Origin of the sequence: Nocardia nova NBRC 15556, assembly GCF_001613005.1 — a bacterium.
In the GTDB taxonomy this organism is placed as follows: Bacteria; Actinomycetota; Actinomycetes; order Mycobacteriales; family Mycobacteriaceae; genus Nocardia; species Nocardia nova.
Window position 1 is genome coordinate 56,713 of record NZ_BDBN01000053.1, and the last position, 14,555, is coordinate 71,267.

The 14,555-nt window shown below is 67.0% G+C and carries 15 protein-coding genes; 7 read left to right on the top strand and 8 right to left on the bottom strand.

Annotated features, from left to right (window positions below):
* The first annotated feature begins 138 nt into the window (after window positions 1-138).
* Complete coding sequence (locus NN2_RS21520; RefSeq protein ID WP_063015680.1) at window positions 139-777, top strand: TetR/AcrR family transcriptional regulator; 639 nt, start codon at window positions 139-141, stop codon at window positions 775-777.
* 15 nt (window positions 778-792) lie between these two features.
* On the opposite strand, the gene NN2_RS21525 is transcribed toward NN2_RS21520, so the two are convergent.
* Window positions 793-1,656, bottom strand: a complete 864-nt coding sequence (locus NN2_RS21525; protein ID WP_063015681.1) for an LLM class F420-dependent oxidoreductase — start codon at window positions 1,654-1,656, stop codon at window positions 793-795.
* Window positions 1,657-1,864: 208 nt separating this feature from the next.
* Between NN2_RS21525 and NN2_RS21530 the strand changes: the two genes are divergently transcribed.
* The gene (locus NN2_RS21530) at window positions 1,865-2,455 is read left to right on the top strand and encodes an HdeD family acid-resistance protein (protein ID WP_030515634.1); all 591 of its coding nucleotides are present in this window, start codon (window positions 1,865-1,867) and stop codon (window positions 2,453-2,455) included.
* Between the two features lie 208 nt (window positions 2,456-2,663).
* The gene (locus NN2_RS21535; protein WP_036505761.1) at window positions 2,664-2,927 is read left to right on the top strand and encodes a GlsB/YeaQ/YmgE family stress response membrane protein; all 264 of its coding nucleotides are present in this window, start codon (window positions 2,664-2,666) and stop codon (window positions 2,925-2,927) included.
* Between the two features lie 56 nt (window positions 2,928-2,983).
* Here the strand turns inward: NN2_RS21535 and NN2_RS21540 are convergent, their stop codons facing one another.
* The 7 genes from NN2_RS21540 to NN2_RS21570 form a co-directional block, all read right to left on the bottom strand.
* The gene (locus NN2_RS21540; RefSeq protein ID WP_063015697.1) at window positions 2,984-4,027 is read right to left on the bottom strand and encodes an MCE family protein; all 1,044 of its coding nucleotides are present in this window, start codon (window positions 4,025-4,027) and stop codon (window positions 2,984-2,986) included.
* A 212-nt stretch (window positions 4,028-4,239) separates the two neighbouring features.
* Window positions 4,240-5,442: a hypothetical protein gene (locus NN2_RS21545; protein ID WP_063015682.1), complete on the bottom strand. Its 1,203-nt coding sequence runs from the start codon at window positions 5,440-5,442 to the stop codon at window positions 4,240-4,242.
* Between the two features lie 632 nt (window positions 5,443-6,074).
* Complete coding sequence (locus NN2_RS21550) at window positions 6,075-6,425, bottom strand: hypothetical protein (RefSeq protein WP_063015683.1); 351 nt, start codon at window positions 6,423-6,425, stop codon at window positions 6,075-6,077.
* A gap of 104 nt (window positions 6,426-6,529) precedes the next feature.
* Complete coding sequence (locus NN2_RS21555) at window positions 6,530-7,441, bottom strand: short-chain dehydrogenase/reductase (RefSeq protein ID WP_227462837.1); 912 nt, start codon at window positions 7,439-7,441, stop codon at window positions 6,530-6,532.
* Window positions 7,438-8,955, bottom strand: a complete 1,518-nt coding sequence (locus NN2_RS21560; protein ID WP_063015684.1) for a flavin-containing monooxygenase — start codon at window positions 8,953-8,955, stop codon at window positions 7,438-7,440. The genes NN2_RS21555 and NN2_RS21560 overlap by 4 nt, the downstream gene beginning before the upstream one ends.
* 53 nt (window positions 8,956-9,008) lie before the next feature.
* Window positions 9,009-10,100: a PDR/VanB family oxidoreductase gene (locus NN2_RS21565; RefSeq protein ID WP_308248215.1), complete on the bottom strand. Its 1,092-nt coding sequence runs from the start codon at window positions 10,098-10,100 to the stop codon at window positions 9,009-9,011.
* Window positions 10,097-10,972: a metal-dependent hydrolase gene (locus NN2_RS21570; protein ID WP_030515626.1), complete on the bottom strand. Its 876-nt coding sequence runs from the start codon at window positions 10,970-10,972 to the stop codon at window positions 10,097-10,099. Before NN2_RS21570 ends, NN2_RS21565 begins: the two co-directional genes overlap by 4 nt.
* A 119-nt stretch (window positions 10,973-11,091) precedes the next feature.
* Between NN2_RS21570 and NN2_RS21575 the strand changes: the two genes are divergently transcribed.
* From NN2_RS21575 to NN2_RS21590, 4 genes are all read left to right on the top strand, one after another.
* Window positions 11,092-11,754, top strand: a complete 663-nt coding sequence (locus tag NN2_RS21575) for a TetR/AcrR family transcriptional regulator (RefSeq protein WP_063015685.1) — start codon at window positions 11,092-11,094, stop codon at window positions 11,752-11,754.
* Between the two features lie 140 nt (window positions 11,755-11,894).
* Window positions 11,895-13,250, top strand: a complete 1,356-nt coding sequence (cyp51, locus tag NN2_RS21580) for a lanosterol 14-alpha demethylase (RefSeq protein WP_063015686.1) — start codon at window positions 11,895-11,897, stop codon at window positions 13,248-13,250.
* Window positions 13,247-14,080, top strand: coding sequence for an SDR family oxidoreductase (locus tag NN2_RS21585; protein WP_063015700.1), 834 nt, complete (start codon window positions 13,247-13,249; stop codon window positions 14,078-14,080). Before cyp51 ends, NN2_RS21585 begins: the two co-directional genes overlap by 4 nt.
* Before the next feature lie 166 nt (window positions 14,081-14,246).
* A partial coding sequence (locus NN2_RS21590) for a sigma factor (RefSeq protein WP_281209280.1) occupies window positions 14,247-14,555 on the top strand: 309 nt, incomplete at its 3' end.

Genomic DNA, 14,555 nt, shown 5'->3' on the forward strand with positions numbered 1-14,555 from the left:
GCTGATGCTCGAAGTGACTCAACAGCTGTTACGGGACAACATCCCTACCTCCTCGAATTCTTACTACCGACGTAAGATTATGACACCGCGCTGCGGTAGGTCAAGGCTATTTTTATGTCGGTGGTAATATTTCCGGCCATGGCCAGTGCGACGCCCGGACTGCGGGAAACCAAGAAGCAGCAGACCCGCCAGGAGATTTCCGACTCCGCGACCAGGCTGTTCATCGAGCGCGGATTCGAGGCGACCACCATCGCGGAGATCGCGGAGGCCGCGCGGGTGGCGAAGAAGACCGTCACCAACTACTTCCCGCGCAAGGAGGATCTGGCACTGGACCATCACGAGCAGTTCGTCGGCGCCCTCGCCGCCGCGGTAGCCGCCCGTGCCGCCGACGAATCGGCGCTCGACGCGCTACGCCGCCTGTTCCGTTGCGCGGCACAGGATTACGCGGCCGACGTCGGATTCTCGGGACCGGAGTTCAGCCGCATGCTCGCAGACAGCCCGACACTCACCGCGCGGGTGCGCGAACTGCACGAGTTGCGCGAACAGGCCCTGGCCGACGTGCTACCCGGAGACGACCTGCTGCGCCGGACGGCGGCCGCCCAATTGGCGGCGGCCTGCCGGCTGCTGTTCCAGCGCATTCAACAGCTGCAGCTGTCCGGCGCGCCGCGGCGCCGGGTCGCGGACACCGTCACCGCCGAGGCCGAGCGCATCTTCGATCTGCTCGAACCGGCCTTCGGCGAGTACGGGCGTGCTCCGAGGGATGACTACGAGGGATGACTCCGAGTGAATGCCTCAGAGTGAGCGCAGGCGCGGCACCAGCTCCGCGGCGCGTTCGGCGTATTCGACCGGATTCCGGTCAGGCATGATGTCGAATTGCGTAATGCCCAGCGCCGCATAGCGTTCGGCGTCGGCGACGAAGGCGTCCGGATCGTCCACGACCGGGCCGATGTAGGTGGCGGTCTTGCGGATCGTGTCGTAATCGCGCCCCTCGGCCTTGCAGTGGGCGCGCAGCACATCGAGTTTGCGCGTGACGTCCTCGGGCGAGGAGGCGAACAGATTGCAGGCGTCAGCGTAGCGGGCGACCAGCAGCAGCGTCTTCTTCTCACCACCACCACCGATCAGGATCGGCGGCCGCGGACGGCTCAACGGCGCGGGTACGCACAGCGTTTCGTCGAGCTGATAATGCGCGCCCCGGTACGGTCCGTTGTCGTCGCTCCACATCTGCAGGCAGATCTGCAGCGTCTCCTCGAGCCGTTCGAAGCGCTCCCCCATCGGCACCAGCGGCACACCCAGCCCGCGTTGCTCCCGCTCGTACCAGGAGGCGCCGATGCCGAGCTGCGCCCGCCCGCCGGACAGCACATCGAGGGTGGTGACGATCTTGGCGAGCAGACCGGGATACCGGTACATCACACCGGTCACCAGCACGGCCAGGCGCATCCGCTCGGTCAGCGCGGCCACGTACCCCAGGGTCGTGTAGGCCTCGAGCATCGGCTCCTCGGCCACCCCGGTGTGTTCCATCTGGAAGTAGTGATCCATCACCGTGAATTCGGTGAAACCGGCCTCCTCGGCGATCCGCGCGGTCTCCGCGATGGCACCCGCGGTACGCGCCGGATCGGCGGGAGTCGAGAAGTTCCAGTAGTGCAGACTCAGTTCCATGACGCCTCGATTCTGCGCAGCGGTGGACAGGTGTCGATACCCGGACACAGCCTATCCAGCACGCGGTCGCGACAATGCGGTCCGGCCGGGCGAGATCGGGCCCGCACGACGGCGGAAACACCCGGATACGGCGCTCGCTCGCACACCGTAACTCGTTCGATACTGGTTAATTGCCCGCTATCGCATCCACTGGATTTATCCTGCCCACATGACAACCAGCAAAGAGGGAGTTTACGTGGGGCCATTGCACCAATTGGCCCGTGGCGCATGGCAATCATTGCTGGTCATCGGCCTGCTGTCGGTGATCGTCGGGATTATCGTGCTCGTCTGGCCCGGTCCGACGCTCGCCGTGGCCGGCATCCTGTTCGGCGTCTACCTGCTGATCTCGGGAATTCTGCAGTTGATCGCCGCCTTCGGCCCGCACGTCAGCACCGGCTACCGGGTGCTGACCCTCATCAGCGGCATCCTGTCGTTCATCCTCGCCTTCTTCGCCTTCCGCAGCATCGGCAACTCCCTGGTGTTGCTGGCTCTGTGGATCGGCATCAGCTGGCTGTTCCGCGGCATCGCCGCCATGGTCGCGGGAGCCGAAGCGCCGCAAGGGGTCCCGGGCCGCGGCTGGGCGATCTTCTTCGGCATTCTGCTGTTGATCGGCGGTATCGCACTGGTGGTCTGGCCCATCCACTCGATCACCGTGCTGGCACTGGTCGTCGGGTGGTGGCTGATCTTCATGGGCGTGATGGAGATGATCTACGCCATCGAGGTCCGCAGCGTGGCCAAGAAGACTCCCGCCGAGCTGTGATCGGCCGGCACGACCCCTTCGCCCCGGGCGCGAATCCGCCTGGGGCGATGTCGTGTCCGGGGCCGTGGATTCGTACCGGAATACCCGCATAACGGCCGGTCACACTCTCTTGCGCCGGTCCGGTGACTATAGGCACATGCGCCTGCGGACAGGGCCTTTCCCCTGCTACGGTCGGGTCCCCTACAGGTTGCCCGCAAGGAGATTCACCATGGGTATCATCACGATGATCATCATCGGCCTCATCGCCGGTGCGATCGCTCGCCTCCTGGTTCCCGGTAAGGAGAACTTCGGCTGGATTCTGACCATCGTGCTAGGCATCGTCGGCGGTTACGTCGGCGGGACCCTGGGCAGTCTGGTCTTCGCCCCGCACAAGTTCAGCGTCCACCCGCCCGTCCAGCACACTTTCCTCGGCGCGATCGTCGGTGCCGTGATCATTCTGGTCATCTACAAAGCGATTCGCAGTCGCGCCTGAGCGCACGAACAACGGGCCCGGCTTCCTCGCGGAGCCGGGCCCGTTGCCGTTGCGGGTCAGGGTCGGCAGACCGCCGACTGTGCATGACCGCCGATCTGCGAAAACAGTCCGCGCGGGAACAGGATTCCGTACAGCGAGACATCGAGGGAGCACAGATACGCGGTGGCGTAGGTGCCGTCGCCGGAGAACTTGCCGACGTCGGACAGGATTCCGGGCAGATCGATCGCGGCCTGATCCAATTTCGCGCCGTTGTCGATCAGCAGCGTCAGCGCGTCGCGGGTCGAGTTCTGCGCGGGAATCAGTTTCGGCTGTACCTGCTGGACCATCGCCACCAAACTCTCACTGGCGGTGGCGATCTGAGTCGTCGAGGCCAGCAGCGACTGCCCCTGGTCGTAGAGTCCGCTGATCAACGCCCGGGTCTGGGTGATCAGGGTTTCCAGTTCGTCGCTGCGCCGGGCCAGACCCGACATCACCCCCGACAGGTTGGTGATGATGTCTTTCAGGATCGCGTCGCGACGCTCGAAGTCCGAGGCCAGTGCGGCGGCCTGGGTGATGAAGGTGGACAGTGATACGCCGTCGCCCTGCAGCGCCTGGATCAACGTCGTCGACAGGTCGTTCACCTGTTCCGGAAGCAGATTCTCGAACAGCGGCTGAAAGCCGTTGAGGAACGCCGAGATATCGAAGGACGGTTCGGTGCGTTCGAGTGGAATCCGGCCACCGGCCGCGAGCAGGCGCGAATCCGGTGCGGTACCGGGCGCCAGCGCGAGATACCGCTGGCCGATGAGGTTCTGATAGCGTACCAGCGCCTTGGTGTCGGTGTAGAGGTGCTGATCGCGCTGCACCTCGAAGGTCACCTTCGCCAGGTGCTTGTTGGTCTGAGGATTGACGTCGAAGCCGATCTCGGTGACCTTGCCGACCCGTACACCGGCGATGCGGACGTCGTCGTTGGGCCGCAATCCGAGCACATCGCTGAAGATCGCCGAATAACGGTCGGTCGGGCCGTTCACGGTGCGCGCCAGGGTATTCCAGATGACCACCGTGACCAGAATCGAGACGATGGCGAATGCGCCGAACCCGAGTGCCTGCTTGCGGATACTCATCGGCATCCGGAACCACGGACGAGCAAAACCACGCCTCCTCGAACTTCCACACGAAACCCGAAACGCCGGCAATGATTGCGCTGACCGCAGGCACTGTAGTCGGAGGCGCCCGGTTGTGACCTACGCCACGCCGCTCGGAGACGACAACAGCCCGGCGCTCAGCGCGCCGGGCTGTTGTGCGGACGGTACGAGGGGACGTACCGGAGTATGGATCAGTCCACGATCGAGCCGTTGGAGGCCGCGCGCTGCTTCGCGGCGCGGGCCGCCTTCCGCTCGGCACGGATCTGTTCGAGTTCCTGTTCGAGGCTGTCCGCGATGCGGAACTGGCCGGTGTCGTAGGCGCTCAGCGGATCCGAGTCGTCGTCGGAGGCATCGGATTTCGCCGGCTTGCTCGGCTTGCCGTCGGCGACCGAATCCGCCGCATCGGTGTCGGACCGGCGACTCGAGGACTTCTTCGGGGTCCAGATGTCCGGTTCGACGATCGGATCGACCGTCTCCACCGTGCGCGCGGATTCGGGGGCCGGCGCCTCGGATGTGGTGTCGCCGGCGCCCGGCAGCGCGGCCATCGGGGCCGGGCGGGTGTCGGGCGCGGCCTGCCGGATGAAGCTGACGAAGGTCGGCATGCTGCGGCGAATCTGTTCGGCCGGGTCGGGCAGATCGCGGATCTGATCGGTGGCCTGGGTGATGGCCTGGCCGTAGCGCTGGCTGGCCGCGTCGTGCACCAGCAGCGCCACACCGATCATCACCGGCGCCACGGCGTGCACGCCGACGTTGTACCAGTCGCCGCCGCGCAGGTACGGGTAGGTGTTGAGGCCGACGGTCAGCGCCAGCAGGGCCAGTTCGGCGAGCGCGACCTGGCGGCGGCTCTCCAGGATTCCCCATTCGGCGACCTTGTTGGTGCCGATCATGATGATGACCAGGCAGACGCTGATCATGCCTTCGAGCAGGTAGCTGAACCAGTACAGCGGATCGGTGGGGCCGCCGGGAGCGATGTTGTGCTGCACGTTGACCGCCGACCACAACATGCCGGCGATGACCACGCCCGCGAGAGCGCGCATCGACCAGGCGCGATGCCGATACAGCGACGCGACCTTCGCGTGCGGGCTGGATTCTCGTCTCTGCGCCGCAATTGCCTTGCGGGCCATCAACAGATCTCGCATATCGGCCTTCGCGATCGCTTCGGAGGTCTGCCTGGCGCGGTCGGACGTCGATGCCGCCGCCTGGACATTTTTCCAGCGCTGTTCGCGTTCCTGCTCGCGGATCTTCTCCGCGAGTTCACGTTCGGCCTGCAGCTCGTTCTCGGAGAGGGCCTCGGTCAGCGCGGGATCGAACTGGTACGCAAGCCGCCCGCGGGCCTTCTCGACCCGTCGCGCGAGCTGCCTGACCTCATCTTCTCCCGGGTGTTCGACGGTCAACTAGACCACCGCCCGGTGAGATACGGTGGCCGGCAAGTGTTCACGAAGTGGGAACGGCACATGCCATTCATAGTCGATGAACCGCCATCTGCGAAACTGCGGATTAGCCCCAATGCCAGACTTATTCGGCGTGTCGCGCGCGGCACGCCGATTCGGCGTGTCGCAATGGGTCTGCGAGGCACGAAGTTTCGCCCGGTTCCGGCTGTTCAGACGGAGCGGTCGGCTCGCGGCAGCAGCGTCGGACTCGGGCAGCAGCCGTAGCGGGAGACTCGGGGCGAAGACGCCGCGGGACACTCGGGCACAGACGCCGCAAGCAGACTCGAGTCACAAACGCAGCTGCAGACCCTAGCCACAGACCCGCAACAGACCCAGGCCGCCCAGCGTCGGACTCAGCTCCAGCCGAGCGGCAGGACCGAGGCGTGACAGCAGCGGCAGGCGCACGCCGCACACGCAGCACCAAGCTCTCGCCGAGGCCCAAGCGACAGGCGCACCTCCAGCCGCAGCGACCGGCTCAGGCTCCAGCCCGGCGGCAGGCTCACGCCACAGCGTCAACGGCAGATTCAGGCGCCGAGCGGCAGCAGCAGGCTCACGCCGCACCGGTCAGCAGGCTCACGCCGCACCGGTCGGCGGGCTCAGGCCGCGGCGGCGCGGGCGAGCATCCGGCGCACCTCGTCCGGATCCTCCACGTCGACGACGATCCGGCTGAATTCGGTGCCGGTCAGCTCGATGCGCACGCCACGCCCGTCGAAGCGGGTATCCCAGAACTCCTTGCGGCCTTTGCCGCGGAAGACACCGGCCGCGATCACACCCGGGAAGAAGGTGCCCGGGGCGCGCATCCACGGCGGCCGCAGATCCACCTCGGCGGGCGCGACGGCGGCGATGTGGGACAGATCGAAGCGCACGCGTTCGCACAGCGAGAGCAGCCGGTGGGTGCCACGGACATGGACCGTGACCGTCGTACCCGTGATCTCGATATCGACCATCGCACACCTCATCTCGCCGAGTGGTCCTCGGGATCCATGGTGCCGAGCGGTCCTGATCGGAATCTGTGCCGATCCTTTGAAATCTCTCAGATTTGCGAGTCCGGTTACCTGCCGCGATCTGCGAGGATGCGCTGTTCCAGCCGCTGCGTCAACGACCGCACCCGCTCGTCGGCGGTCAGCTTGTGGTCGAGGGCCACGTTCACCACGCCCCGCAGCAGGGCGTACGGCTCCCATCCCGCGGGCGCCACGGTGCGCGCGGACCGGCGTTCGATGGCACCGGCGATCACCTCGGCGGCCCGCCGGGCGGTAATGCGCTGATCCAGCGGCCAGGGCAGCAGCGCGCCGAATTCGGCGCCCAGTTCGTCCTCGTCCAGAGTGTCGCGGGTCATCGCCGTCTCCACCACACCGAAATAGGCGATACCGGCCGAGGCCCCCGTTCCGCCGAGTTCCACCCGCAGCGCACGGCCCAGCTGTTCCACCCCGGCCTTGCTCACCATGTACGGCGAACCGCCCATTCCGGGGGCGAACGCGGCGCACGAGGAGACCACGACGACGTGGCCGTGCGCCGCGATGACGTCGTCGAGCGCGGGCTGGATGGTGTTGAAGGCGCCGGTGAGGTTGATCGCCAGCACCCGGTCGAATTCCTCGGGATCGAGCAGCCGCACGGTGGCCGGGCGCGGGACCACGCCGGCGTTGGCCACCACGACATCGATGCGCCCGAAGTTCTCCCGCACCTGTCCGACGGCCAGCCGCACCCCCTCCCGGTCGGCCACGTCGACGGTGATCGCGACCGCGCGGATGCCCAGTGCGGCCGCGCTCGCGCGCACGGCTTCGGCGTCGATATCGAACAGCGCGACGTAGGCGCCGCGGTCGTAGAGCAGCCGGGCCAGCTCGTAGCCGATGCCGGCGGCGCCGCCGGTGATGATCACGACCTTGTCGCGCACGTCGAGTCGCTCACCCCCGCCGAGCACCGGGGCCAGCAGCGTGCGCACCATATCGAACGGTCCTGTGATCATCGGATACTGCTCATCTCTGCGGTGGTCGGATCCGGTACGTGGCGCGACAGCAGGTAGGAGTCCGCGTCGAAACTCGCTACGCGACGGCGGTATTCGAAACTCCAGTTCGGATACAGCCCGGCGTTCTCGCCCTTGTCGGTGGTGTAGTAGCTGTCGCAGCCGCCGCCCAGCCACACCGTATCGCGACTGCGCTGCCGCATCTCGTCGAGGAACCGGTCCTGCGCCGAGGCACGGACCTCGACACGATCGACAGCGTTGTCGCGCAGGGTTTTCAGCGCGTCGACGATGTAGGCGATCTGCGATTCGATCATGAAGATCGCGGACTGGTTCCCCGCGGCGCCGAACGGGCCGAGGGTCAGGAACATATTGGGGAAACCCGCGATCGCCGCGCCCAGATAACTGCTGGGCCGGCGGCGGTAGTGGTCGGCCACGGTCAGCCCGCCGACGCCCTCGATCCGCTCGTAGAGCTTCGGTATCGCACCGAACCCGGTGCCCCAGACGATGGTGTCGACCGGATACTCCGCACCGTCGGTGGTGACGATCGATCCGGGGCGGATCTCGGCGATCGACTCGGTCACCACCTCCACATTGTCGCGGGTGAGGGCCGGATAGTACGCATCGGAGAAGATCGCGCGCTTGCAGCCGATCATGTAGTCGGGAGTCAGTTTCCGCCGCAGGGCAGGATCGTGGACCTGGCGGCGCAGCTGCATCCGCGAGAGCGCCTGGAACGGATGGCGGAAGCGGCGGTCGACGAATCCGACCAGGCCGAAACTCTCGATACCCGCGTAGTAGGCGCCCCGGAGCGCGGTGCCCAGCAGCGGTAATCGACGCAGCAGTGCGCGCTCCACGCCGAGGGTGGACCGATCCAGGCGGGAGACGATCCACGGGGCCGAGCGCTGGAACACCGAGAGCCGCCGCACCTTCGGCGCGATCTCCGGAATGAACTGCACCGCGGAGGCGCCCGTGCCGATCACGGCGACCCGCTCGCCGGTCAGGTCGTGCTCGTGGTCCCAGTGCAGCGAGTGGAACTGGGCGCCGCGGAAGGTCTCGCGTCCCGGCATATTCGGAATCTTCGCCTCGCTGAACGGGCCGACCGCCGAGATCAGCACATCGGCGCTGAGCACTCCCCGGTCGGTGCGCACGAGCCACCGCCGCCGCCCTTCGTCCCACTGCGCGCGCTCCACGTCGGTGCCGAAACGCATATGCCGCACCACATCGTGGCGTTCGGCGACGTCGCGCAGATAGCCGAGGATCTCGGGCTGGCGTCCGTATGTGCGCGACCAGTCGGGATTCGGCGCGAAAGAATAGGAGTAGAGGTGCGAGGGCACATCGCAGGCGCACCCGGGATAGGTGTTGGCCTGCCAGGTGCCGCCCAGATCATCGGCGCGTTCGAGAATCAGGAAGTCTTCGAATCCGGCCGCGCGCAACGACACCGCGAGGCCGATTCCGGCGACTCCGGCGCCGATCACCGCGATCGGCGTGTGTTCGGCGGGGGCGCTCTCGGATACTGCCATCGTCGAATTCCTTTCGGTGCGGGCGTCGTTGCCCGAAACGACCGGTCTCGTACTCACAGGTCGAGTTCGAGGGAGTCACCCGCCGCGCGGGAGACGCAGGTGAGCATCGTCGTCTCGCGTTCGGCGGGACTCAGCCGCCGATCGCGATGGTCGACAGCGCCCGCGTGCACGGCCACCGCGCAGGTGCCGCAGAAACCCTGGCGGCACGAGTAGGCGACGTCGGGCAGGACCCGGCCGATGGCCGCGAGTGCCGATTCGTCGGCGGCCACGTCCACGGTGTGACCGCTGCGCCGCAGCCGGATTCGGAACGGGCGGCCGTGCTGGACCGGCAGCGGGGAGAACCGTTCGGTGTGGACCGAAACGGTCGGCTCGTGGGCGGCGTCGGTGTTCAGCGCGGCGGCCATCAGCGGCGGCGGACCGCAGACGTAGATCGCGGTACCGCGCGGCACGTCGGCCAGGATCAGATCGAGATCGGCGACACCGAATTCGTCGTCGGGACGGATCTCGAGCCGTCCGCCGCGGTGGGCCGACAGCTCGTCGAGGAACGGCATCGTGGCCCGGCTGCGGCCGAGATAGACCAGCCGCCAATCGATTCCGCGCCGTTCGGCGTCGGCCACCATCGGCAGCAGCGGCGTGATTCCGATACCGCCGGCCACGAAGACATAGTGCGGGGCAGCGATATATCCGAAGGCGTTGCGCGGCCCGCGCACTCGCAACCGGTCCCCCACCGCCACGTCGCGATGGATCTCGTCGGATCCGCCGCCGCCGTCGGGCAGGTGGCGCACGGCGATGCGATAGGTTCCGCGGTCGGCCGGGTCCCCGTTGAGCGAATACTGCCGCTGCCGCCCGGAGGGCAGGAGCACATCGATGTGCGCGCCCGGAACCCAGCTCGGCAACCGTTCGCCGTAGGGAGCGACCAGCGTCAGCACGACCACGTCCGCGGCCCGCATCTCGCGCCGGGCCACGATCAGCTCGCGTTCGAAACCGCTGCGGCGCACCGGGTTCGGTCGTGACAACACCTCGATTCGCGGTTCCGTGGTGACGCCGCGCTTGTACAGGTCGAAGATCGCGCCGACCGCCCGCAGCGGCAGCGGCGGCCGATACCCCGGCCGCTCGGCGGCCACCGGGTACGCCACCGCCGTCACCGGCGGCCCTCGCGCGCCGCCGGCGACTGCGCGAGATAGCGCAGCGCGTTGTCCATGCTCCCGAGCTGGGAGGGGTGGAATCCGGGCCGCAGGTACCGCGGAATCTCAGTCAGGAAGGTCGACATCCGCGGCACCACGCCGCGGGCGGAGGCGCTGAGGAATTGCAGCGGCCAGAACCGCCCCTTGCGCGGATCGGGATCCTTGCCGAACAGATAGCCGCCCGCGATCACGAACAGCACCATCAGCGACGAGCTGGCCAGCACCGCCGTGCGGGCCTTGCGCAGATATCCGCCGTCGACGTGCATATACGCGTCGTAGACCACGCTGCGGTGTTCGACCTCCTCCGCGCCGTGCCAGCGAATCAGGTCCAGCATCGCCGGATGCATGTTCTTGGCCTCGAGCACGTCGTTGGTCAGCAGCCACTCGCCGATGACCGCGGTGTAGTGCTCCATCCCGGCGAACAGGCCCAGCCGCTCGCACAGCCACTCGTGTTTGGCGCGGCCGGTCAAGCCGTGATCACCGAGTAGGCGATCGACCAGCCAGGCCACCGTCTCCACCATCGGGGCCACGTCGAGCCCGAGCGCTTCCAGGTGGCGACGCGCCTGCGCGTGCGAGCTGGCGTGCTGATTCTCCTGCCCGATGAAGCCCTGCACCTCTTCGCGCAGCCGCTCGTCGTCGATATGGGGCAGCGCTTCGGCCAGGGCCGCGGCCATCGCGCGTTCCCCCTCCGGGAGAACCAGGTGCATCACGTTGATGATGTGAGTGGCCATGACTTCGCCCGGAATGTAGTGCATGGGGACGGAGTCGAAATCGAATCGCACATCGCGAGCCCTGATCGCATGGGCTTGGTCGTCGTAGACCGAGGTGTTCATGTCGCGTCCTTGCGGGTGGTCGAAGCGATGCTCCGACGGTAATGTTGACATCACTAGATGTCAACAGCAGCCGATGTCAACAAAACGCCTTGTCGCCGGCCCCCGGTAGCATCACCGCCATGGCCGATTCGCCGCACACTCCGAAAACGGGCAGCCGCCCCTGGCGTGGACGCGAACCGGCGGACCGCATCGCCGCACGTCGCGAACGGCTGCTGCGGGCCGGTTACGAGCTCATGGCCGGCGTCGGCGCGGCCGAGACCTCGATGCGCGGAGTATGCCGACAGGCCGGGCTCACCGAACGTTATTTCTACGAGAGTTTCGCCAATCTCGACGATCTGATGACCACCGTCCTCGAGAACACCGTCGAACAGTGCCGGGATCGACTGCTCGCCGCACTGGCCGAAGCACCCGAGGAGCGAGACCTGCTGTTCGGTCACGTGGTGCGCGCGTTCACCGATTTCCTCACCGAGGACCCCCGGCGCGGGCGCATCCTGTTCGTCGAATCGATCGCCACCCCGGCGCTGACCCGGCGCGGCAGCGAGCTGGTCGCGGTGATCACCGGGCCGATCGCGGCGGTGATCGCCGCCGACGACACCGACACACCGGCTCCCGACGAGACCGACGCGACGCTCAACGCGATGGCCATCTTCGGCGCGCTCGCCTACTGCTACCGCCCGTATCTGATCGGCGATATCACCATCGACCGCGACCGCTTCGACAACCACGCCGCCGCGATCATCCGGCAGCTCAGCACCGTGCGCTCGGCGCCGGTCCTCCACTGAGCGCCCCTTTCCGACTTCCCTCCCGCACGTCGCTCCGGCACCGCTGGAACCGGTGCCGGACCTTGCCTCGTCCACCCTTCCGTAGTAGCGTCCAGACACGTGTCCATCAACGATGGATCCGGAATGCGGAAGGATTTCTCATGACGTTGGTCAAGCCGCGGCAGGTCTCCGGGGGCGAACACGAGCACGGCCACCTCGAAGAGTTCCGCACCGATCCGATCGCGCTGATGCAGCGGGTGCGCGCGGAGTGCGGCGATGTGGGTTCGTTCCGGCTGGCCGACAAGGACGTCATCCTGCTCTCCGGCGCCGAGGCGAACGAATTCTTCTTCCGCGCGGCCGACGAGGATCTCGACCAGGGCGCCGCCTACCCGTTCATGAAGCCGATCTTCGGCGACGGTGTGGTCTTCGACGCCAGCCCCGAACGCCGCAAGGAAATGCTGCACAACCAGGCCCTGCGCGGTGACTTCATGCGCGGGCACGCCGAGACCATCGCGCACGAGGTGCACCGGATCCTCGAACGCTGGGGCGACGAGGGCGAAATCGACCTGCTCGAGTTCTTCGCCGAGCTGACGATCTACACCTCCTCGGCGTGCCTGATCGGCAAGAAGTTCCGGGAGGAACTCGACGAGCGGTTCGCACACCTGTATCACGAACTCGAGCGCGGCACCGACGCGCTGTGTTACGTCGACCCTTACGCCCCCATCGAGAGCTTCCGCCGCCGCGACGAGGCGCGGGCGAAACTGGTCGAACTGGTCCAGGAGATCATGAACGGCCGCATCGCGAACCCGCCGCAGGGCAAAGAGGATCGCGACATGCTCGATGTGCTGGTCTCGATCCGCGACGAGCAGGGCGAACTGCGGTTCTCCGCCAGCGAGATCACCGGCATCTTCATCTCGATGATGTTCGCCGGCCACCACACCACCTCCGGTACCGCGGCGTGGACGACCATCGAGTTGCTGCGCAATCCCGAGGTGCTGGCCCGGGTCGTCGGCGAACTCGACGAGCTCTACGCCGACGGCCAGGACGTGAGTTTCCACGCGCTGCGCCAGATTCCGCAGCTCGAGGCGACGTTGAAGGAGACGCTGCGGCTGCATCCGCCGCTGATCATCCTGATGCGGGTGGCGCGCGGCGAATTCGAGGTGTGCGGGCACAGCATCGCGCCGGGCGATCTGGTCGCGACCACACCGGCGGTCTCCAATCGGATCGCGGAGGATTTCCCCGACCCCGACCGCTTCGATCCGGGCCGCTACGTCGATCCCAATCAGGCGGATCTGGTGAACCGCTGGACGTGGATCCCGTTCGGCGCCGGGCGGCACCGCTGCGTCGGCCAGGCGTTCGCGCTCATGCAGTTGAAGGCGATCTTCTCGATCCTGTTGCGGGACTGGGAATTCGAGATGGCGCAACCCTCCGACAGCTACCGCAACGACCATTCCAAGATGGTGGTGCAGCTACAGCAGCCGTGCACGGTCCGGTACCGGCGCCGGCGGCGCGGGTGAGCCCCCGGCTGCCGGGCACGGTGGTCGCCGTCACCGGCGGCGCGCGGGGTATCGGCTATTCGATCGCCGAGCACCTGCGCGACGCCGGTGCGCGGGTGGTGCTCGGCGATATCGACGCGGCCGCCGTCGCCGCGGCGGGATCGCGGCTCGGCGCCGCGGCGGCGCTGACGCTCGACGTGACCGATCCGGCCTCGTTCGCGGACTTTCTCGCGGCGGTCGAGACCGGGGCCGGCCCCGTCGACGTGTTGATCAACAATGCCGGCATCATGCCCGTCGGCCGCTTCACCGACGAATCCGACGCCATCACCCGCCGCATCCTCGAGGTCAACGTACTCGGCGTCATGAACGGCACCAAAGCCGCACTGCCGCAGATGCTTTCGCGCGGTCGCGGCCATATCGTCAATATCGCGTCGCTGGCCGGGGAGAACCCCACGCCCGGTATGGCGACCTACTGTGCGAGTAAACAGGCCGTGCTCGGCTTCACCGAGGCCATGCGGCTGGAATGCCGCGGCAGCGGAGTGCACTTCTCGGCGGTGTTGCCGACCTTCACCCGCACCGAACTGATCGCGGGAACCAAGGCTCCGATGGGTCTGCTGGCCGAACCCGAGGATGTCGCACGGGCGGTGACGCGGCTGATCGCGCGTCCGCGGCGCCGGGTCACCGTGACGAGGCTTGCCGGGGTGGCGATGGCGTTCAACAAGCTCACCCCGCGCGCGTTCGGCGAATTCACCGCCCGCCGCATGGGCGTGCACCGAATATTCACCGACGAGGTCGATCGCGCCGCCCGCGCGGACTACGACCGGCGGGTCGGCAACACGCCGGAGGGCTGAAAACACAAATTCCGGCCGCTGCCGGATATTATCAGGAACGGCGTACGCCCTGGTCATCGCGCGGAAATCGGCGAACATTGCGGCGTGCGCCCTTCGACGTCTTTTGAGAGCCGCACCAACGGGTACCCAATCTGGGTCGGATTCAGTTGGAAGCGAGGTATCTCGAATGACACATGAACCGATCGCCCGTCGTGCCGAAACCGCCGCACGCCACGGTGCCAACAGTTATGACAACATCGAACCCTGGTTCGAGAAACTGGCCGCTCTGGATCATGCCGATCCGCATCGGGAGTCGGTCCGAGCGGAAATCATCGAACTCTGCCTGCCGCTGGCCGAGCATATCGCTCGGAAATTCTCCGGCCGCGGCGAGACGTTCGACGATCTGCACCAAGTGGCGAGGCTCGGTCTCGTCCTGGCCGTCGATCGATTCGATCCGGTACGGGGAAATTCTTTTCTCTCCTTCGCCGTGCCTACC